Genomic DNA, 19,507 nt, shown 5'->3' with positions numbered 1-19,507 from the left:
CGGCGTAATCACTCAACCTCACCCAGGCTCATGACGGAGCAGGCGAGCTACATTGGACGCATGTTCGCGAAGACCCAACTGGTCACCCCGGAGAACGCCCTGCCGGGCAGGGACACGCCGCTTCCCGTCCCGCCCCGCCACGAGGTCCTGGACGCCCCCCTCGCGCCGCCGTTCCCGGCCGGCACCGAGATCGCCGAGTTCGCCCTCGGCTGCTTCTGGGGCGCCGAGCGCAGGTTCTGGCAGACGCCCGGCGTCGTCTCGACCTCCGTCGGCTACGAGGGCGGACACACCCCGAACCCCACCTACGAAGAGGTCTGCAGCGGCCTGACCGGCCACACCGAGACCGTCCGCGTCGTCTACGACCCGTCGGAGGTCTCCTACGACGACCTCCTCCGCGTCTTCTGGGAGTCGCACAACCCCACCCAGGGCATGCGCCAGGGCAACGACGTCGGCACCCAGTACCGCTCCGCGATCTTCTACCGCGACGACGCCCAGCGCGCGGCCGCCGAGGCGTCCCGCGACGCCTACCAGCCCGTCCTCACCGCCGCCGGCCACGGCCCCATCACCACGGACCTGACCCCGGCGACGACCTTCTACTACGCCGAGGACTACCACCAGCAGTACCTCTCCGACACCAAGAACCCGAACGGCTACTGCGGCCTGGGCGGCACAGGCCTCTCCTGCCCCGTAGGCGCCGCCCGCACCACCGGCTGACCAGCGGGCACCGCTCCAGCAGAGGAGAACGTCGGCGCCGGGCGGCCGCGCCCTGCAATGGCTCGGGGCGCGGCCGAAGGCGCGGGTATATACTGATCTGGAAGTTGGATATACGGAGGTGGCCGTGACCAAGAAGCTGATCGACATCGACGAGGACGCTCTTGCCGCTGCTGCCGAGGTGTACGGCACCGACACCATGAAGGACACCGTCAACACGGCACTTGTCGAAGCCGCCGCCGTCCTGCGCCGTCGCCAGGCGCTTTCGCGGCTTCGTCGGCGCGCACTGGCAGGGGAGTTCGACGTCCTGTACGAGAAGGACGCCTACCGTCCCAAGCCTGCCGATGCCGGGGCCGCCGCCCGTTGACCGCCCACTGGCTCGCCGACACCTCCGCCGTCGCCCGGCTGCTCCGCGACGAACGGGCGTACGGCCGGTGGGAGGACATGCTCGCCCGCCGCCTCGTGGCCATCTGCCCGATAACCGAGCTGGAGATCCTCTACAGCGCGCGGTCGCCCGCCGACCGTGCCGATCTGGTCGACGATCTGGGCGAGGTGTTCGGCTGGCTTGCCGTGCCCGACCGCGCCTACGAGCGCGCCCTGGCGGTTCAGGCGGAACTCACCGCACGCGGGCTGCACCGAGCCCCCGGGCCCGTCGACCTGCTCGTCGCCGCGGCCGCTGACCTGCACGGTGTCACCCTGTTGCACTACGACCGTGACTTCGACCAGATCGCCGACGTGTCCGGCCAACCCATGCAGTGGCTCGCCGAGCCCGGCACCCTTGACCGCCCCAAAGGGTGAGCAGGCCCGGCTCCACGGGCCACAGAGGTCAGAGACTCGGTGGCGCGGTCCTCTACTGCCCCGTAGGCGCCGCCCGCGTCCAGTAGGTAACTGTTGAACTAGTTCAACAATCGCCTACACTCGTAGGCATGACTGCCATGGCGAGTTTTCCGTGGAGCACGCTGGCGCGCGATGCCGGCAGCGTGTTCCCGGCGCTGGACGACTCCGACGTCGTCCTGGAGCGGCGCGACGGCGAGAACCTGGTGCTCATGCGCGCCGAGCGCTTCGAGGCGGCGCGCCAGGCACTGGTGATCGCGGCCAGGTCCCTGTCCATCCTGGCGCGCAGGCACCGGGCCCTGGCCGAGGAGGCGCTGGCCGAGGAGCTGCCCTGGCTGGTCTGGCTGCCGGTCGAGGAGCGTCCGCAGGCCGTGGGCGAACTGCTCGACAACCTGATCGCCGGGGTCGACACCCGCGAGTTCGGGCCGTTCCTCCGGGCCCTCGGCGCCTGGCGGAGCACCGCCATCGCGTGGAGCGACCCCAACACGGCCCGGCGCCTCGCGGACCCGTTCGACGAGACCGGTGGCGAGGTCGTCGGGCGGCCCGGCGATGATGCCTAAGCGCGGGGACGTCATTGAGCGCCCGCACCCGTGGACGCTGATCGCCGCCAACAGCGGCGCCGTGAAGGGCTGGGAGGAGCTGAAACGCCAGTCCCGCTCGAACCTCGACCGCGCGTACATGGCGATCACCGGTGATCCTCGGCGCACCGACGCGCGCCAGCACCGGCTGAAGGGATCCCTGGGCACGGTCAAGCACCGTGAGGGAAGCCTCGACCAGTGGCAGTACGAGGTCACGGGTGGCGGCCGGGTCTGGTACCTCGTCGACGACGAGAAGCGCACACTGTGGCTGACGTGGGCTGGGACGGGCCATCCGAAGCGGACGGAGTGATCCCGCCTCGGCGGCATCGCGCCTTGGCCCGTAAAAGGTCCGTGCCCTGACGGCCGGTGTTTCGTGGTGGTCGGTTGTGTGTTTCGGCGGGTTCTGGTCCTGATGGTGGGGCGGCGCTGGGTGCGGGGGCGCCGCCCCCTGTGCTAGGTCGTCAGGGTCTTGGAGTCGGGGACCCGGTGGACCGGGGTTCGGGTCTCGCTTTCGCGGCGGTCGCCGGTGAGCCATTGGAGGGCCCATTCGGCGGACATCAGGGCGCCCTCCTGCCAGCCGGGGAGTGCGGAGAGCTGGTCGCCCATCATCAGGAACCTGTTGTTGCCCTGCGGGTAGATCAGGGACTGGTAGATGCGTTTGTGGTCGGGGATGGCGGGGTCCCAGTGGGCCCAGCCGTGCTGGATGTAGGGGACCTTCTGCCAGGCGATGGAGATCGCCTTCTCGTCGGGGACGATGGAGCGGCTGAGGAATTCCTGGTGGAGTTTCGCGCCGGCCTCGCGGGCGGTGGCCAGGCGTTGGACGTGGGTCTGCTCGCCCAGTTGGCGGCCGGCGTCGTAGGAGGAGTAGGCGCCGGTGAGGGTGGCCTTGCCGGGGGCGAAGCAGTCGTTGGAGGGGTAGACGATCTGCCGGGCGAGGTTGCCGAGCCAGCTGATGCCGCCGTAGATCTGGTAGCGCTCCGATTCCCAGAACCGCTGGGTGACCTGCCAGCCGACCTTGACGGCGCCGGAGTTCTGCGCGTTCTCGACCGCCCAGGTGAATTCGGGGGAGAAGCCTTCGAGGTGGACTCGCTGGCGCAGCACCGGGATGGGAATGCTGCTCAGGCAGTGGTCGAAGGTCTTGTCGTGGGTTCCGTCGGCGTCCTTCCAGGAGACGCGGACGTTGTCGTCGGTGAGCCTGATGGCGTGGACGGGCGCGTTCAGCGTGATGATCCCGGCGGGGACGGTCTTGGCGATGGCGCGGACGATGGCGTCCATGCCGCCGACCGCCTGGAACATTGGGCTCTGCCAGGTGTTGTCGTCGCCGCGGAAGAACTGGTCGTTCCAGAACTCGCTGTCCAGCAGGTCGGCGAGGCGCAGCGGATCGGGGCCCTCGGCCGCCTGGGAGACGCTGAGGGGTTTCGCCAGTCCGGAGCGGGTGGAGCCGTGGAAGGAGTGGTCGGTCTTGCTGAGCTGGCCGAACTCGATGAGGAGGGTCAGCAGTCTCTCGCGCTGGGAATCGGTCAGCCTGTCGCTGTCGAGCAGGCCCTTCTTGACGGCCGCGGCGGCGTACTCGGCGACGTATCCGCGGGTGTCGAAGGCGACCTGGCGATAGGTCCTGGCGGACTTCTGGAACGCCTTGTCGGTCTGGTAGAGGTTGGCGGTCGCCTGCATGATGTAGGGCTCAAGGGGGATGCGGAACCGGCGGCAGAGCGCGAAGACGCGCTGGTGCTGGTGGGAGAGCCGGCTCGGCCCGATGTTGAGGTAGAGGCCCTGGTCGAACTGGCAGGTCAGGGTGTGGGACGAGCCGTCCGCCCACACCTCGGTGATCGTGTCGCCGCGGCGGAGTGTGCGGGCGCGGCCGTTGGTGTGGTCCTGGGCCTCCAGGACCGTGACCGCGAAACCGGCCTGGACGAGTTTGACGGCGGCCGTCATCCCGCTGACGCCGGCGCCGAGGATCGCCACGGACCTGCCGTTGCCCTTTCTGGGGGGCGGCGTGAAAAGGCGGGACGGCGCCGACTCGGCATGGGCGGGGAGGGCGCCGGTCATGACCTGGAGCAGGCCGGCGGAGGCCGCCATGCCCAGGAAATTCCTTCGTGACGATCCCTTGTGCGAATTCTCCATCATGTCTCCTTGGGGGCGAAACCGGCGGGGGTGGGGTGGGGCCGCCGGAGGAGCTCGCGGGCGAGGCATGGGGAGTGGGACTTATGGCACTGATCGCGTCGTGGGCATGGGCGAAGGCTACGTGGCGGGGGTGGTTCGTTCCACGGGAACGGACGGAAGCGGTCACGTTCCCATGCCCCTTTCGCCGCCTCGGGGTGGGCCGTTTATCCGTCATTCGGTGAGGAGTGTTTTGTGCAGGTTTTCTGTAGCCGGAGTTCGGAGCGGGACGTGGTGTGCGCTCGTGTTCAGAGCGGTGGCGGATTTCCGGTCCCCGGGCGGGACTGGCCGTAGATGTGGACCTCCTGGCCGCGGTAGGTCGTGTCGCGCAGGTGCGTGTGGCCGATCCGGGTCGCCACGGCGATGGAGCGGACGTTGGACGGCAGGATCACCGAGATCACCTCGTCCGCGCCGAGTTCGGTGAAGCAGTAGGCGACGGCGGCGCGGCCCGCCTCGGCGGCGTAGCCCTTGCCCCAGTGGTCGCGGGCCAGGCACCAGCCGACGCCGAGGCCGGGGAAGCCGTGCGGGCGCCAGGGGCCGGCGCGTCCGGCGAAGCGCCCGGTGGACTTCTCGACGATCGCCCAGTGCGAGTAGCCGCGGATCTCGCGGTGGCCGATGAAGGTGGCGAGGCTGCGCCAGGCGTCGGCGGGGGACGTGCCGACGGACTCGGCCAGCCCGCCCGCGACGTCCGGGTCGGCGAGCATCGCCGCGTAGTCGTCGAAGTCGTCGCCCGCGAGCGGACGCAGCAGCAGTCGTTCCGTCTCCACCACACTCATGATCACAGTGTGCCTGCGCCGTCAACGGCGCAGGGCCTTCCCGGTACCGGGAAGGCCCTGCGTCTCACGCGTTCCGCGGGAGGCGGAGTCTGTCTCCGTGTCGGACGGGTGCGTCCGGTCAGTACGGCAGGAGGCGGCCCGAAGGCGTCCTCAGGTCGGGCGGGCTCGGTTGACGTGGGGGCTTGGGGCTCTTGATGAGCTGCTGCCGTGCCATGGTGATCATCTCCCCCGTCGGGCCGGGTGTTAACCCGTTGATCGAGCCGATGTCGCCTGCACTTGTACGACGCGCCAGCCGTACGTGAGGTTCGCCGAGCTTATGCTCTAATCTCTGCCTCTTCGACCGAATTCAGTTGACGGAGAGTGACCGTGGACGCGTGGCCGACCACGGTCAGGAGACGATGTCGCGGTCGCGGAAGCGGCGGAACGCCAGGGCGAACAGGACCGCCGCGTAGGAGATCGAGATCGCGGAGCCCTTCGCCATGCCCGTCCACTGGATCTGGGGCTGGAGGGCGTCCATCCACGAGTACATCCAGTGGGTGGGCAGGAAGTCGCGCCAGGAGCCGAGCGCGGTCACCGCGTCCAGGATGTTGCTGACGATCACCAGCCCGACCGCGCCGCCGACCGCGCCGAGCGGGGAGTCGGTGGTGACCGACAGCAGGAACGCCAGGGCCGCGACGACGAGTTGGGCGACCAGCGAGTAGCCGATGATGACCGCCATCCGGCCGAGCGCGGTGCCCGCCGGGACGGTGCCGCCGGTCGGCAGCTCGACCGGGCCCCAGCCGAACCCGACGACGCCGGCGACCAGCGCCATCAGCGGGAGGCTGACGACCGCGACGACGGCGTAGGACAGCGCGACGGCGAGCTTCTGCCGCAGCAGCCGCGCGCGTGGGACGGGCGCGGCGAGCAGGTAGCGCAGCGACGACCAGCCCGCCTCGCTCGCGACGGTGTCGCCGCAGAACAGGGCGACCGCGACGACGAGCAGGAAGCCCGTCGAGACGAACAGCGCGAACAGGGCGAAGTTGAGCGCGCTCGCGGTGGCGACGTCGACGAGGCTGGGCACGCCGTCCGGCCCCGGGTCGCCGCCGATCTTGAACGCGCCGACCAGTACCCACGGCAGGACGAGCAGGATCCCGAACGCGACCAGCGTGCGGCGCCGCCGGAACTGGCGGATGGCCTCCACGCGCAGCGGCAGCGTCCGCCGGACGCGGTACCCCGAGCCGCCCTCCGCGGCGGCGGTGATCTCTCCGGTGGTCATGGGGCCTCCCCGATGATCTCCAGGAACGCGTCCTCCAGCCGCCGCCCGGACCCGGTGATCTCGGCGACGGGACCGGCGGCGACGCGGCGCCCCCCGGCCATGACGACGGCGTGCGTGCAGGTCTGCTCGACCTCGGCGAGCAGGTGGCTGGAGACGATGACGGTCCGGCCGCCGGCCGCATAACGGACGAGGACCTCGCGCATCTCGCGGATCTGCGGCGGGTCGAGGCCGTTGGTCGGCTCGTCCAGGACGAGGAGGTCCGGGAGGCCGAGCATCGCCTGCGCGATCGCGAGCCGCTGCCGCATGCCCTGCGAGTACGTCCGGACGGCGCGCTCCAGGGCCGGTCCGAGGCCGGCGATCCGCAGCGCCTCGTCCATGTGGGCCTCGTCCAGGGGACGGCCGGTGGCGCGCCAGTAGAGGTCGAGGTTGTCGCGCCCGGACAGGTGGGGGAGGAATCCGGGCCCCTCCACGAAGGACCCGAGCCGCGACAGTACGGGCGCCCCGGGCGTGACGCGGTGCCCGAAGATGCGGATCTCACCCGAGTCGGGATGGATGAGGCCCATCAGCATGCGGAGCGTGGTCGTCTTCCCCGCGCCGTTGGGGCCGAGCAGCCCGAGCACCTGGCCCTTCTCCACGCGGAACGACAGATCCGCCACGGCGAGGTGGCCGTTCTTGTACTTCTTGGTGAGGCCGCTTATCTCCAGCGGCACGTCGCTCAGGGACGGCTCGGTCATACGCCCCCTGCGTCCGCGCACCAGGATCCCGGCGGCGATCGCGAACGCGACGAGCGGCAGCACCCAGACCCACGCCGGGATCGGGGTGGGCTCGGTCTTCAGCGCCGGGACGGTCGGGACGGTCAGCCCCGACACCACCCGCACCTTGTACGAGGCGGGCTGCGGCGGCGTCGCGAACCCCATGTCGGTGGTGGCGAGGACGACGCGGAGCCGGTGGCCGCGGTCGAAGCGGTAGTCCATCGCCGGGAGCGTGACCCTCGCCTCGCCGCCGGGGGTGACGCGCAGCGGCGCGGCGATCCGCCGGGCCGGGACGGAGAGCCCGCCCGGCGAGACGTCGTACAGCTTGGCGAACAGGGGCACCGGCCCCTTGCCGCTCACCGCGATCCGGACGGTGGCGGCGCCGGTCAGCCGCAGCGGGCTCGCCAGCGGGGCCGTGTCGAACTGGGCGGACTGGCCGGGCATGTCGACCGGCAGCCCGCCGCCCAGACCGCCCGCGAGCCCGCCCAGGTCGCCGAGGCCGCCGAGCGCGCCGAGGCCGGGCAGCGCCGAGATCGACGCGGGCGACCCGCCCGCCGGGTTGAAGATCGTCTGCTCCCGGCCGTCCAGCGGGAGCGTGCGCGGCCCGGCGCCGAGGCCCGGGTAGGCGCGGGCCGTCGCCTCCTCGACGACGACCTGCTGGGTGGAGGAGTCGAGCCCGCCCGCGCGCGTCACCGCGAAGCCGTCCCGGGACGCCGCGCCGCCCCGGAGCCGCGCGTCGAAGAAGTCGCGCAGCAGCCCCCGGACGCGTCCGGTCTCGGAGTCGCCGCCGTCGTGCCCGCCCTGGTACCAGACGACCGACACCGGCGCGCCGTTGCGGGCGATGCCGCGGGCGTTGGCGTCGGCCTGGTCGAGCGGGAACAGCGAGTCGGCCTGCCCCTGGACGAGCAGCGTCGGCACCGTGACGCGGTCGATGACCGACGAGGGGCTCGACCTGCGCAGCGTCGCCACCGCGTCCGCGGTGGGGGCGCCCGTCTCGGCGACCTTCTGGTACATCTCGCACAGCGACGGCAGGAAGCGTCCGCATGCGGAACTGCCCGCGCCGTCGGTGAAGAACAGGCCCGCCCAGAGCTTCTTGAAGACGCCGTTCCCGGCGCCCCCGCCGGAGGCGTCGGGGAACAGGGAGTCGGCGAGGTCGTTCCAGGTGATCTGCGGCGCGATGGCGTCCACCCGCCGGTCGTAGGCGGCGGTCATCAGCGCGATCGCCCCGCCGTAGGACTCGCCCGCCATGCCGAGCCGCGGGTCGCCGGGCCCGTCGAGCTGCACCTCGGGGCGCTTGGCCAGCCAGTCGATGAGCTGCCGGGTGTCCTTGACCTCGTAGTCGGGGGAGTTCAGCGCGATCTCGCCGGTCGAGCGCCCGAAGCCGCGCGCCGACCACGCGAGCACCGCGTAGCCCTCCCGGGCGAGCGCGCGCGCCTCCTCGGCCACGCCGTGCTTGTCGCCGCCGAAACCGTGCCCGATCATGACGGCCGGGCCCTTCGCGCGACCCACGGGCGCGTAGAAGGTGGTGTCGAGGGTGACGCGCTGGTCGTCCTTCGGGCCGTCCACGACCGCGACGTTCTGCTCGGACGTCCGGACGCGGGGCGCCTCCCCGGCGGTGGCGCCCACGGCGGCGGTGCCGCCGACCAGCGCGATCGCCGCGGCGGCGGCGCTCCAGCGGGCGGCGCGGCCCGTCCTGCCCCACCGCGCCCGGAGCGCGCCCCCCAGCCTCATGTCCAGCAGCCTATGCGCGGCTCCGCGGCGTCCGCTCCGCCACCGAGTCGATCTTCGCTGCGCCCGCTGCCGTACGCGGCGGCCCGCCCCTACATCCCGGGCTGTACGCCGCCCCCCGGCGTGAGCGCGGCCGTGAACATCGCCGTGAGCCGGTCGGCCAGGTCGGCGGGGTCGGCGTCCTCCAGCGCGTGGACGCCGAGCAGCCGCCGGATGGGCCCGCCGCCCATGATCAGCGCGGACGCGAGCAGCGCGCGGGCGCGGGCGTCGGGGCCGTCGAGCTGCGCGGCGATCGGCTGGACGATGACCTCCTCCAGGTAGGTCAGCATGATCTGCTTGACCTCGGGGTCGCCGCTGGAGCGGTCGATCATCCGGGTGACCACGGTGGTCTCCCGCTGGTCGAGGTGCCGGACGTAGTGCTCGGCGAGGCGCCTGGCCAACCCGTCCGGATCACCGGCGATGACCGCGCGCAGTGCCGACTCGCCCGACAGGACCTCGCCGAACAGCGCCGCCTTCGAGCCGAAGTACCGGTTGACCAGCGCCGTGTTGGCCTCGGCCGCACCCGCGATCATGCGGACGGTGACGTCGGCGTAGCCGTGCTCGCCGAACAGGTCGCGGGCGGCCGCGAGGATGCGCCGCCGCGTCGCCTCCCGGTCGCGCTTGGGCCGGACCGGCCCCGCCTCGGCGGGCGACGCCGTTTCCGCAGGTCGCGCCGTCTCCGCAGCCCGCATCCCCATCGCGTTCCATCCCCGATCACCCGGCATCCGGACAGGTTCCAGTATCCCCGAGTTGCAAGTAAACAAGCGTCTACATAATATACATGCAAAGCACAGGTAATCGGTTGAATTGGGGGCAGGGTGGCTCAACCGAGCATGGCGGCCCAGGGCCCGGGGTCGCCGGAGCGGGCGCAGGCGGCGCGGCCGTCCGACCAGGGCGAGCCCGCGCGGCGGTACTACACGCACCGCCAGATCCTGGAGATCCTCTCCGGGCTCATGATGGCGATGCTGACCGCCATGATCTCGACGTCGGTGATCAGCACCGCGCTGCCGACGATCGTCGGGGAACTGGGCGGCCAGGACCAGCTGTCCTGGGTCGCCAGCGCCGCCCTGCTCACGATGACGGCCTCGACGCCGCTGTGGGGCAAGCTGTCGGACATCTTCGGCCGCAAGCTGATGTTCCAGTCCGCGCTGCTGCTGTTCGTCCTCGCCTCCGTCGGCGGCGGGCTCTCGCAGAACATCGGCCAGCTCATCGCGGCGCGCGCGTGCCAGGGCCTCGGCGTCGGCGGCCTGTCCGCGCTGGCCCAGGTGATCCTCGGCGACGTGGTCGAGCCCCGCCAGCGCGGCCGCTACGCCGGATACATGGGCGCGACGTTCGGCGTCGCGACCGTCGCCGGGCCGCTGCTCGGCGGGTTCATCGTGGACGCCGACGCCCTCGGCTGGCGCTGGTGCTTCTACGTCTGCGTCCCGCTCGCGGTGATCGCCTTCCTGGTGATCCAGCGGGTGCTGAAGCTGCCGAAGGTCCGCCGCGACACCAGGCTCGACGTCTTCGGCGCGGTCACGATCACCGGCGCGGCCACCGCCGTGATGCTGCTGCTGTCCATGGGGGGCCAGCAGTTCGCGTGGGCCTCGCGGTGGACCGGCCTCCTGCTCGGCGCCACCGCCCTCCTGCTCGTCCTCGCGGTCTTCGCCGAGCGCGGCGCCCGCGACCCGATCCTGCCGCCCCGGCTGTTCCGCAACCGGACGTTCGTGCTCGCCAGCCTCACCTCGGTCTGCATCGGCGTCGCCATGTTCGGCGGCATGATCTACATGCCGCAGTACCTCCAGGTCGTGAAGGGGATGAGCCCGACCGCCTCCGGCCTGATGACGCTCCCGCTCGTGCTCGGCATGCTCGCCACCTCCACCGGGTCGGGCCAGCTCGTCACCCGCACCGGCCGCTACAAGATCTTCCCGGTGCTCGGCCTGGTCTTCGTCGGGGCCTCGATGCTGCTGCTGTCGCGGCTGCACGTCGGCTCGTCCGAGCTGCTGATCGGCGCGGACCTCGCCGTCCTCGGCGTCGGCCTCGGGCTGACGCTCCAGATCCTCATCCTCGCCGCGCAGAACGCCGCCGCGCCCGAGGACCTGGCCTCCACCACGTCCGGGGTCTCCTTCTTCCGCAGCCTCGGCGGCGCGATGGGCGTGGCCGCGTTCGGCGCGATCCTGTCCAACCGGCTGGCGGCCGAGCTGGCCGACGGGCTCCGCGCCGCGCACGTCGCGCCCCCGGCGGGCGGCGGCGAGCTGGGCTCGCCCGACCAGATCGCCGCGCTGCCCGAGCCGTTCAAGCACATCGTGCTGACCGCGTTCACCAACGCGCTGGAGAGCGTGTTCACGGTCGGCATCCCGATCGCGGTGCTCGGCTTCCTCGCGGCGCTCGCGCTGAAGGAGCTGCCCCTGCGCGGCTCGTCGGGACGCGGCGGGACCTCCGCGCCCGCCTCCGCGGCCGCCCCGGCGCCCGCCCCCGCGCCCGAGCCGGTGCCCGCGCCCCCTACGCTGTCCGACATCCCGGTCGTCACCGGGCGCGAGCAGGAGCTGGTCACGGTCGCCGCCGGTGGCCCGCCCGACGGGAGGCCCGCCGCGGTGAACGAGATGTCGCCCAACGGGGCGTCCCCGCCCGGCCCTCCGGCCGGTGGCGGTATGGAGCGGTCCGAACCGGCCGACGCGCGGGGCGGCGGCGTCCCGGTCCAGGGCGTGGTGCGCTCGGCCGAGGGCGCGGCCGTCGCGTCCGCCGCGCTGACCCTGATCGGGGTGGACGGGCACCAGCTCGCCCGCGCCATCACGCGCCCCGACGGCCGGTACGCGCTCCCCACCCCCGGCCCCGGCACCTACGTGCTGATCGCCGCGACCGGCGAGCACGAGCCGCAGGCCGCGACCGTCGTCGTCGGCGACCGCCCGGTGGACTTCGACCTGGTGCTGGCCGGGAACGGCGGCCTCGGCGGGACGGTCCGCGGCGCGGGCGGCGTCCCGATCACCAACGCGATGGTGGTGATCACCGACGTGCGCGGCGAGGTCGTCGGCACCGGCCGCACCGACGCCTCCGGGCACTACGCCTTCCGGGACGTGATGTCCGGCTCCTACACGCTCGCGGTCAGCGCCGCCGCGCACCGTCCGGTCGCGGTGCCCGTGGAGGTGACCGGAGGCGGCCAGCACCGCGTGGACGTCGACATGCCGCCCGGCGCGCGGGTGCGCGGAACGGTCCGCACCGCGGCCGGCGAGCCGATCGGCGAGGCCAGGGTCACGCTCGTGGACGCGGCGGGCAACGCCGTCGCGATGGCGATCACCGGCCCGGACGGCGAGTACGCCTTCACCGACCTCGCCGCGGGCCGGTACACCGTGATCGCCTCCGGCTATCCTCCGGTCGCGACCGGCCTGGCGCTGTCGGGCACCGGCGCGGACGGGCACGACCTCACACTCGGCTACCCGGACGAATGACGGCACAGGCGAGCGACGGCACGGACGAGTGACGGCACAGGCGAGTGACGGATCCCAGGCAACGAGAGCGCGGGTCGAGCATGGATGACGGTCAGGGGCTGCGCGCGGCGGTGCGGACGCGGGACGGCTGGGCCGTGCCGCACGCCATCGTCACGATCACCGACATGGCGGGCCGGCAGGTCGCGCGCGAGCGCACCGGCGAGGACGGCGTGCTCGCCGCCGGGCCGCTGCCCGCCGGGACCTACACGGCGATCGTGACGGCGCCCGGCTACCGGCCGGAGGCCGCGACGCTGATCGTGCACGGCTCCGGCTCGGCCGACCTCGGCACGCTGGTGCTGGCCCGCGCGGGCGGCGCCGCGCTGCCCCCGGCCGGCACCTGGACGATCGACCCCGCGCACTCCGCCGTCGGCGCCGTCGCCCGGCACATCGGACTGTCGAGCGTGCGCGGCCGGTTCGGGTCGTTCGAGGGGCGGATCGAGATCGCCGAGCCGGTGGAGCGCTCGCTGGTCACGGCGCGGATCGACGCCGCGTCCATCGACACCGGCAACAAGCTCCGCGACGACCACCTGCGCTCGGCGGACTTCCTGAGCGCCGACGTCCACCCCGTGATCGAGTACGCGGGCGAGGGGCTGACCGCCGTCGGCCCGGACCGCTGGACCGTCCACGGCGGCCTCACACTCAACGGCGTCACGCGCCCCGTCGACCTGGACATGACGTTCCTCGGCAGCGGCGGCGACCCGTGGGGCGGCCTCCGGGCGGCGTTCCGCGCCGAGGCGGAGCTGCGCCGCGCCGACTTCGGCATCCGCTTCAACCAGGTCATGGAGGCGGGCATCGCGATGGTCGGCGAGAGCCTCAAGGTCGAGCTGGAGATCCAGGCCGTCCAGGGCACGGAGCTGCCGCAGGCGTGACCGGCGGGGCTAGCGGCCCTTCAGCTCGCGGACGAGCCGCTCGGCGGCCGCGCGGTCGGGCGACCCGGTCACCGCGACCTTCCCGTCCAGCACCGCCGTGTCGACGCGCGGCAGCGTGACCAGCCGGTCGCGGACGACGAACGCCAGGTCGTGGCCCACGGTCATGCGGGTCAGGGTGGCGAAGGCGCGCCGGTCCACCGGCCGCAGCGTCACCGCCACGTCGTAGCCGGGCGCGCCCTTCACCCGCTGGACGCGCAGGTCGGCCACCTTGTGGATCGCGATGCCCCGGTTCAGCCAGTAGCAGGTCGGCCCGGCGCCGACCTGGCCGGTGATGCCGGGCGTCCCGGCGGGGCACTGCCCGGGGGTCGTCATCTTCACCGGGTAGATGTGCAGCGGCGAGGCCAGCGTCACCGGACGGGTCCGCAGCGACGCCGCGACCATCCCGCCGGTCACCACGACGGCCGCGATCAGCAGGCCCAGCGTCAGCACCATGACCAGCAGCGCCGACCGGTGCTGCGCGGCCGCCCGGTCCGCGGCCGTGGGCCGCCTGGCCCGCTGCGCGGCACGGCTGCGCTTGGCCTCGGCGGCCTCGCGGCGCCGCGCCGCCGCCCGCTCGCGGCGGCGCTGGTCGGAATCGGGGACGGCGCCGGGAGCGGCGGCCGGGAGCGGCGCGGTCCGTCCGTCGGAGACGCGGCTGGTGAGAGGCCGGACGGGCGGCGGCGCGGGCCTCGGCGGCACCCCCTGGGTCGGAGGCATCACCGGAGAAGGCGGGCCTGAAGAAGGCGGGCCCGGAGAAGGCGGGGCCGAGGAAGGCGGGGTCGGAGGGGGAGGGGGCGGCTGGGGCGCGGTGGGGGCGAACGCCTGGTCGCCCGGTGGAGGCGCGGGAGCCGCGCTCCCCGGACGACCCTTGTTGCGGCGCGGAACGACCCGCATCGTCACCTCCAGGGCTGGATGGTCTCGACAGTCTGTCAGCACGGGGCCGCGCCCCGCACCCGTGCGATCGGCCGAAAGGCGCGCCGCGCCCCTGCCGAAAGGCGCGCCGTGCCGGGACGGGGCCGCCACCTGACAACCGTGCCCCGTCAGCGCGGTTTCAATGCGGCCGAGGCCCGCCCCCCAGGGACAACCGGGGGACGGGCCTCAAAGGTTCCGGCGCCGGGTTCCCGCTAGTCGATCCGCCAGGTGTCGCCGCTGCCCAGCAGCGCGGCCAGGTCGCCCTGGCCCTGGGTCTGGACGGCCTCGTCCACCTGCCCGCGCATCAACTCGTCGTAGGACGGCCGGTCCACGTCGCGGAACACGCCGATCGGGGTGTGCTCGAACGCCGGGGAGTCCAGCCGCGACAGCGCGAACGCCTGCGAGGGGTCCGGGTTGTGGGCGTCGTGCACCGCGATCTCCGACGGGTCGACGTCGGCGGTGTTCACGACCTCGAACGAGCCGGACGGCGTGCGCCGCAGCGCCTTGGTCCGCTCCGCGCCGAAGACGATCGGCTCGCCGTGCTCCAGCCGGACCGTGATGTCGTCGCGGACCGCCGCGTCCTTCAGCGGCTCGAACGCGTTGTCGTTGAAGATGTTGCAGTTCTGGTAGATCTCGACCAGCGCCGTGCCCCGGTGCTGCGCCGCCGCCCGCAGCACCGACTGGAGGTGCTTGCGGTCGGAGTCGATCGTGCGTGCGACGAACGTGCCCTCGGCGCCGATCGCCAGCGACAGCGGGTTGAACGGCGCGTCCAGCGACCCCATCGGCGTCGACTTGGTGATCTTGCCGAGCTCCGAGGTGGGCGAGTACTGGCCCTTGGTCAGCCCGTAGATCCGGTTGTTGAACAGCAGGATCTTCAGGTTGACGTTGCGGCGCAGCGCGTGGATCAGGTGGTTGCCGCCGATCGACAGCGCGTCGCCGTCGCCGGTGACGACCCACACCGACAGGTCGGGACGCGAGGTCGCGAGCCCGGTCGCGATCGCGGGCGCGCGGCCGTGGATCGAGTGGAACCCGTAGGTGTTCATGTAGTAGGGGAACCGCGACGAGCAGCCGATGCCGGACACGAACGTGATGTTCTCCCGGCGCAGCCCCAGCTCGGGCAGGAAGGACTGGACGGCCGCCAGGATCGCGTAGTCACCGCATCCCGGGCACCAGCGCACCTCCTGGTCGGTCTTGAAGTCCTTCATCGACTGCTTCCCGTCCGCCTTCGGGACGAGGGAGAGCAGCGACCGGCCGGCCGAGGCGCTCGCGCCGTTCACTCCGTTGTCACTCACTGTCGATCACATCCTGGATGACGCCCTGCAGCTCCTCCGCCTTGAACGGCAGGCCGCGGACCTGGTTGTAGCCGATCACGTCGACGAGGAACCGGCCGCGCAGCAGCAGCGCGAGCTGGCCGAGGTTGATCTCCGGCACCACGACCCGGTCATAGGACCGCAGGACCTCGGCGAGGTTGGCGGGGAAGGGGTTGAGGTGGCGCAGGTGCGCCTGCGCGACGTGCCCGCCGCCGGCCCGGACGCGGCGGACGCCGGCGGAGATCGCCCCGAACGTCCCGCCCCAGCCGAGCACCAGCACCCGCGCCACACCGGACGGGTCGTCCACGTCGAGCGGCGCGATGTCGTTCGCGATCCCCTCGATCTTGGCCTGCCGGAGCCGGGTCATGCGGTCGTGGTTGGCCGGGTCGTAGGAGATGTTGCCGGACCCGTCGGCCTTCTCCAGGCCGCCGATCCGGTGCTCCAGACCGGCCGTGCCCGGGATCGCCCAGGGCCGGGCGAGGGTCTCCGGGTCGCGCGCGAACGGCTGGAAGTCCTCCTGGCCGGGCGCGGCGAAGTTCGGCTCGATCTTCGGCAGCGACGCCACGTCCGGCAGCTTCCACGGCTCGGACCCGTTGGCGAGGTAGCCGTCCGACAGCAGGATGACCGGGGTGCGGTACTTCACCGCGATCCGCGCGGCCTCCAGCGCGGCGTCGAAGCAGTCCGAGGGCGACCGCGGCGCGATCACCGGGACCGGCGCCTCGCCGTTGCGGCCGTGCATCGCCTGGAGCAGGTCGGCCTGCTCGGTCTTGGTCGGCATCCCGGTGGAGGGCCCGGCCCGCTGGACGTCGATGACCAGCAGCGGCAGCTCGGTCGCGACGCCGAGGCCGATCGTCTCGCTCTTCAGCGCGATGCCCGGCCCGGAGGTCGTGGTGACGCCGAGCGACCCGCCGAACGAGGCGCCGAGCGCGGCGCCGACGGCGGCGATCTCGTCCTCGGCCTGGAACGTCCTGACCCCGAACCGCTTGTGCTTGGACAACTCGTGCAGGATGTCGGACGCCGGAGTGATCGGGTAGGAACCCAGGTAGATCGGCAGTCCGCTCTGCTCGCCCGCCGCGACCAGCCCGTAGGCGAGGGCCACGTTCCCGGTGATGTTGCGGTACAGGCCGGGCTCGTGCTCGGCCGGCTTGATCTCGTACTGCACCGAGAACGCCTCGGTGGTCTCGCCGTAGCTCCAGCCCGCCTGGAACGCGGCGATGTTGGCCTTCATGATCGCGGGCTTGCGGGCGAACTTCTTCTCAAGGAAGGACACCGTGCCCTCGGTGGGACGGTGGTACAGCCACGACAGGAGCCCGAGCGCGAACATGTTCTTCGCGCGCTCGGCGTCCTTCTTGGAGATCTCGAAACCGGCCAGCGCCGTCACCGTCATCGAGGTGAGCGGCAGCGCGTGCACGCGGTACTCGGCGAGCGCGTCGTCCTCGACGGGGTTGCTCGCGTAGCCGACCTTCGCCAGGTTGCGCTTGGTGAACTCGTCGGTGTTGACGATCAGGTCCGCCCCGCGGGGGAGGTCCCCGAGGTTGGCCTTGAGGGCGGCCGGGTTCATCGCGACCAGGACGTTGGGCGCGTCGCCCGGCGTGAGGATGTCGTGGTCGGCGAAGTGCAACTGGAAACTGGACACGCCGGGGAGGGTCCCGGCGGGGGCGCGGATCTCGGCCGGGAAGTTCGGCAACGTCGACAAGTCGTTGCCGAATGCCGCCGTCTCCTGGGTGAAGCGGTCGCCGGTCAGCTGCATGCCGTCGCCGGAGTCGCCGGCGAAGCGGATGATGACGCGGTCGAGTCGCTGGACCTGTTTGGTCACAGAGGAAGACCTCCTCGACGCGCAGCACCCGCCCCGGGGGAGGCTCCCGGGAGCGGGGTGCTACTTAGGCTTACCTTCATGGTATGTCCGGGATGACATGCTCTTCGTGGGGGACGGGGGGCACGCCGGAAGAAGCGCGCGGGCCGCGCTCGTGCCGCTGCCGGCCCGCCGGTGGCCACCGGCCGGGGGATGAGATCCGACCGGAAACCCTTGCTCCGCCCGTCATGTGACGTCCCGCTTCCAGGGAGGTCGTCGCCCCGTAACACAAGACGTACCACTCCCGACCGGAGTTCACCTGACTCCCCTGGATTCGGGCAGGCCCTATCCCATCGTGCGACCTGGGCGGGTCCCCCGCTTCATCGCGAACACAGACAGCTCGCCTGGCGGCACAGGTCGACGTGGAGCCGACGCACGAGCCGCGCGGGGATCGTCGAGGAGCCGGGGCTCCCGGGCACGGATTTCACGCCTGAAGTGTAGATGGCACGAGCAAAGCCGCTCTGAACCGGCCCCTGACCGAGGCTCTCGTCCGGCCCCGGAACAAGGGTCCTCCCTAGGGTGATTTCGGAGATGAGGCAGGGTTCGACAAGGGATCGGGCAGGGGTGGGCTAAGGCGCCGGAGGCGCCGGACGCCTCACCGGGGTGTGCCGGACCTCACTCCGGACTACTCCCCGGACCGGGCGCTCACCGTCGGCTTGGGCTTCTTCCCGCGCTCCTTGTCGATCTTCGCGAGCAGACGGGGGACGTCCGCCAGGGCCACCGCCTCGCCGACGACGCGCGCCTGCGCCTCGTAGGGGTGCGGGCCCGGCTTGTCGAGCGCGGCCTTCATCCACGTGCGCCAGGGCCGGCCCGTGACCGTGCACCGCAGCTCGACGCGGCGCCCGGAGGGCACCGGCTCCGAGCCCGTGCACGAGCCGAGCGGCCTGCCCTTGGAGACGATCGCCGTGCGGAGCGCGGCGCGGGCACCGCGCGGGACGTCGCCCTCCGGTGAGGAGAGGACGGCGGGGACGCTCACCGTGCAGCCGTTGGTGTTCTGGTTGCAGTTGACGAACTCCAGCTTCCCGGGCGCGAAACGCAGCCCGGGGTCGGCGGCGCCGCCGAGACCGGCGACCCGGGCGCGCACCTCGGAGAACAGCCCGACCGGGTCGCCCAGCGGCGCGGAGGTGAAGCGGGGGCCGCGCGGCCCGGCCGCCCGGACGGCCAGCAGCGCGTGCGGGGCCGCCGCCGTGACCAGGTAGTCGGCGCCGTCCGTCTTGACCCGGTAGGCGCGGACGCCGTTCACGTCCTCGGTCGGCGGGTTCGGCTTCGCCCGCGCGAGCCGTCCGGCGATCGACTTCGGGCCCAGCACGTCCGGGACGTCGAAGCCGGGCAGCGACGCCGGTGCCTTCGCCCAGCGGCCCGCGTAGTTGTCGGGGTGCGAGGTCTCGCCGGCGTAGTCGCGCCAGAACGCGACCGGGGCCCTGAGGTAGGTGACGCCGTCCACGGCCACGACGTCGGCCTTGAGCGCGCCCGCCGTGAGCGTGCCGCTCGCCGAGCCCGCCCTGGTGACCCGCAGCCGCGCCTGGACGGGCCTGCCGTCCACGGTCAGCGTCCCGTCGTAGCGCAGGCCGGGGCCGGAGGTGAGCTGCCGTCCGGCCCCCAGCGCCCAGCTCGACGGGGGCGGCGACGCCTTCTTCGGCGCCTCCTTCTCCGTCCCGCCGCCGCTGGTGAGGGCGAGGGCGCCCACCCCGGCCACCACGACGGCGGCGGCCACGGCACCGGCGACGATCAGCTTCAGCGGCCGCCCGCCGGGGCCCGGCGGCACGGCGCCCGGGGAGGGGGGCAGGGGAGGCGGGGGCAGGGTGGGCTGGAAGCCGTCCGGGACGGTCGCCCTCGGCGAGACGGGTGCGAGGACCTCCGGGACGGGGACGTCGGTGACCGTCGCGCTCGCCACGCCGACCGCCGGGGCCGCGAAGCCGTCGGGCACGGTCGTGTCGGCGATGCCCGCCGCTTCCCCGACCGGTGCTTGCCCGGCAGGCGCTTGCTCGACGGCCGCGGCTTCGGCGGAGGCTTCCCCGGCCGGCGCGTCCTCGGAGGGCGCGGTGTCGGAAGGCGCGGGGGCGGAAGACGCGGGTTCGGCGGCGACCGGCCGTTCGGGTTCCGGCCCGCCCGCCACCGGCCTCCAGGACGCGGGTCCGCCCGCGACGAGCTTGTCGCCGGGCGCGGGGGTCGGACGCGGGGCCGCGGAGGACGGCTCGTCCTGTTCAACGCTCACTCGACGCTCACTCTGC

General features: G+C 72.7%; 17 protein-coding genes. 7 read left to right on the top strand and 10 right to left on the bottom strand.

All coding sequences use genetic code 11. The features are described from left to right. Positions 1 to 60 precede the first annotated feature (60 nt). From msrA to GNZ18_RS38520, 5 genes are all read left to right on the top strand, one after another. Positions 61 to 714: a peptide-methionine (S)-S-oxide reductase MsrA gene (gene msrA, locus GNZ18_RS38540; RefSeq protein ID WP_156222155.1), complete on the top strand. Its 654-nt coding sequence runs from the start codon at positions 61 to 63 to the stop codon at positions 712 to 714. A 124-nt stretch (positions 715 to 838) separates the two neighbouring features. Beyond that, a complete protein-coding gene (locus tag GNZ18_RS38535; protein WP_312874995.1) occupies positions 839 to 1,078 on the top strand; it encodes a type II toxin-antitoxin system VapB family antitoxin in 240 nt (79 codons plus the stop codon). After that, positions 1,075 to 1,509, top strand: a complete 435-nt coding sequence (locus tag GNZ18_RS38530; RefSeq protein WP_156222153.1) for a PIN domain nuclease — start codon at positions 1,075 to 1,077, stop codon at positions 1,507 to 1,509. The genes GNZ18_RS38535 and GNZ18_RS38530 overlap by 4 nt, the downstream gene beginning before the upstream one ends. Positions 1,510 to 1,637: 128 nt before the next feature. Beyond that, positions 1,638 to 2,105, top strand: coding sequence for a hypothetical protein (locus GNZ18_RS38525; RefSeq protein ID WP_246251235.1), 468 nt, complete (start codon positions 1,638 to 1,640; stop codon positions 2,103 to 2,105). Beyond that, positions 2,095 to 2,433: a hypothetical protein gene (locus GNZ18_RS38520; RefSeq protein WP_156222152.1), complete on the top strand. Its 339-nt coding sequence runs from the start codon at positions 2,095 to 2,097 to the stop codon at positions 2,431 to 2,433. The genes GNZ18_RS38525 and GNZ18_RS38520 overlap by 11 nt, the downstream gene beginning before the upstream one ends. A 143-nt stretch (positions 2,434 to 2,576) precedes the next feature. On the opposite strand, the gene GNZ18_RS38515 is transcribed toward GNZ18_RS38520, so the two are convergent. From GNZ18_RS38515 to GNZ18_RS38495, 5 genes are all read right to left on the bottom strand, one after another. Beyond that, positions 2,577 to 4,199: a flavin monoamine oxidase family protein gene (locus tag GNZ18_RS38515; RefSeq protein WP_173391013.1), complete on the bottom strand. Its 1,623-nt coding sequence runs from the start codon at positions 4,197 to 4,199 to the stop codon at positions 2,577 to 2,579. Positions 4,200 to 4,528: 329 nt separating this feature from the next. Continuing rightward, on the bottom strand, positions 4,529 to 5,056 hold the full coding sequence (locus GNZ18_RS38510) for a GNAT family N-acetyltransferase (RefSeq protein WP_156222150.1): 528 nt from the start codon (positions 5,054 to 5,056) through the stop codon (positions 4,529 to 4,531). A gap of 388 nt (positions 5,057 to 5,444) precedes the next feature. Continuing rightward, the gene (locus tag GNZ18_RS38505; protein WP_156222149.1) at positions 5,445 to 6,311 is read right to left on the bottom strand and encodes an ABC transporter permease; all 867 of its coding nucleotides are present in this window, start codon (positions 6,309 to 6,311) and stop codon (positions 5,445 to 5,447) included. Continuing rightward, positions 6,308 to 8,794 (bottom strand): alpha/beta fold hydrolase, encoded by a 2,487-nt coding sequence (locus tag GNZ18_RS38500; protein WP_156222148.1) that lies wholly within the window; start codon positions 8,792 to 8,794, stop codon positions 6,308 to 6,310. Before GNZ18_RS38500 ends, GNZ18_RS38505 begins: the two co-directional genes overlap by 4 nt. A gap of 89 nt (positions 8,795 to 8,883) precedes the next feature. Continuing rightward, positions 8,884 to 9,522, bottom strand: a complete 639-nt coding sequence (locus GNZ18_RS38495) for a TetR/AcrR family transcriptional regulator (RefSeq protein WP_156222147.1) — start codon at positions 9,520 to 9,522, stop codon at positions 8,884 to 8,886. Positions 9,523 to 9,663: 141 nt separating this feature from the next. Here GNZ18_RS38495 and GNZ18_RS43925 point away from each other — a divergent pair, with 141 nt between their 5' ends. Beyond that, positions 9,664 to 12,255: an MFS transporter gene (locus GNZ18_RS43925; protein WP_156222146.1), complete on the top strand. Its 2,592-nt coding sequence runs from the start codon at positions 9,664 to 9,666 to the stop codon at positions 12,253 to 12,255. A gap of 80 nt (positions 12,256 to 12,335) precedes the next feature. Next, positions 12,336 to 13,163: a YceI family protein gene (locus GNZ18_RS38485; RefSeq protein ID WP_156222145.1), complete on the top strand. Its 828-nt coding sequence runs from the start codon at positions 12,336 to 12,338 to the stop codon at positions 13,161 to 13,163. A gap of 9 nt (positions 13,164 to 13,172) precedes the next feature. On the opposite strand, the gene GNZ18_RS38480 is transcribed toward GNZ18_RS38485, so the two are convergent. The 5 genes from GNZ18_RS38480 to GNZ18_RS38465 all read right to left on the bottom strand — a co-directional run bounded on the left by GNZ18_RS38480 (position 13,173) and on the right by GNZ18_RS38465 (position 19,491). Beyond that, complete coding sequence (locus GNZ18_RS38480; RefSeq protein WP_156222144.1) at positions 13,173 to 13,919, bottom strand: SecDF P1 head subdomain-containing protein; 747 nt, start codon at positions 13,917 to 13,919, stop codon at positions 13,173 to 13,175. 407 nt (positions 13,920 to 14,326) lie between these two features. Further along, positions 14,327 to 15,406, bottom strand: a complete 1,080-nt coding sequence (locus tag GNZ18_RS38475; RefSeq protein ID WP_312874994.1) for a 2-oxoacid:ferredoxin oxidoreductase subunit beta — start codon at positions 15,404 to 15,406, stop codon at positions 14,327 to 14,329. Further along, the gene (locus GNZ18_RS38470) at positions 15,399 to 17,240 is read right to left on the bottom strand and encodes a 2-oxoacid:acceptor oxidoreductase subunit alpha (protein ID WP_214618181.1); all 1,842 of its coding nucleotides are present in this window, start codon (positions 17,238 to 17,240) and stop codon (positions 15,399 to 15,401) included. Before GNZ18_RS38470 ends, GNZ18_RS38475 begins: the two co-directional genes overlap by 8 nt. A 356-nt stretch (positions 17,241 to 17,596) precedes the next feature. Further along, entirely contained in the window at positions 17,597 to 17,695 is a 99-nt protein-coding gene (locus GNZ18_RS44185) for a putative leader peptide (protein ID WP_376766300.1), read from the bottom strand. A 206-nt stretch (positions 17,696 to 17,901) separates the two neighbouring features. Next, positions 17,902 to 19,491, bottom strand: coding sequence for a LolA-like protein (locus GNZ18_RS38465; protein WP_156222143.1), 1,590 nt, complete (start codon positions 19,489 to 19,491; stop codon positions 17,902 to 17,904). Positions 19,492 to 19,507: the final 16 nt, after the last annotated feature.

It is taken from the genome of Actinomadura litoris, from assembly GCF_009733595.1.
Classification (GTDB): Bacteria; Actinomycetota; Actinomycetes; order Streptosporangiales; family Streptosporangiaceae; genus Spirillospora; species Spirillospora litoris.
Note: the sequence above shows the minus strand (reverse complement) of the source record. Positions and strands in the feature narration are given on the sequence as shown.

Coding starts and splice junctions, on each gene's coding strand:
- msrA (WP_156222155.1), top strand. CDS start 61: ATGTTCGCGAAGACCCAACTGGTCACCCCGGAGAACGCCCTGCCGGGC.
- GNZ18_RS38525 (WP_246251235.1), top strand. CDS start 1,638: ATGACTGCCATGGCGAGTTTTCCGTGGAGCACGCTGGCGCGCGATGCC.
- GNZ18_RS38520 (WP_156222152.1), top strand. CDS start 2,095: ATGATGCCTAAGCGCGGGGACGTCATTGAGCGCCCGCACCCGTGGACG.
- GNZ18_RS38515 (WP_173391013.1), bottom strand. CDS start 4,199: ATGGCGGCCTCCGCCGGCCTGCTCCAGGTCATGACCGGCGCCCTCCCC.
- GNZ18_RS38510 (WP_156222150.1), bottom strand. CDS start 5,056: ATGAGTGTGGTGGAGACGGAACGACTGCTGCTGCGTCCGCTCGCGGGC.
- GNZ18_RS38505 (WP_156222149.1), bottom strand. CDS start 6,311: ATGACCACCGGAGAGATCACCGCCGCCGCGGAGGGCGGCTCGGGGTAC.
- GNZ18_RS38500 (WP_156222148.1), bottom strand. CDS start 8,794: ATGAGGCTGGGGGGCGCGCTCCGGGCGCGGTGGGGCAGGACGGGCCGC.
- GNZ18_RS38495 (WP_156222147.1), bottom strand. CDS start 9,522: ATGCGGGCTGCGGAGACGGCGCGACCTGCGGAAACGGCGTCGCCCGCC.
- GNZ18_RS43925 (WP_156222146.1), top strand. CDS start 9,664: ATGGCGGCCCAGGGCCCGGGGTCGCCGGAGCGGGCGCAGGCGGCGCGG.
- GNZ18_RS38485 (WP_156222145.1), top strand. CDS start 12,336: ATGGATGACGGTCAGGGGCTGCGCGCGGCGGTGCGGACGCGGGACGGC.
- GNZ18_RS38480 (WP_156222144.1), bottom strand. CDS start 13,919: ATGCCTCCGACCCAGGGGGTGCCGCCGAGGCCCGCGCCGCCGCCCGTC.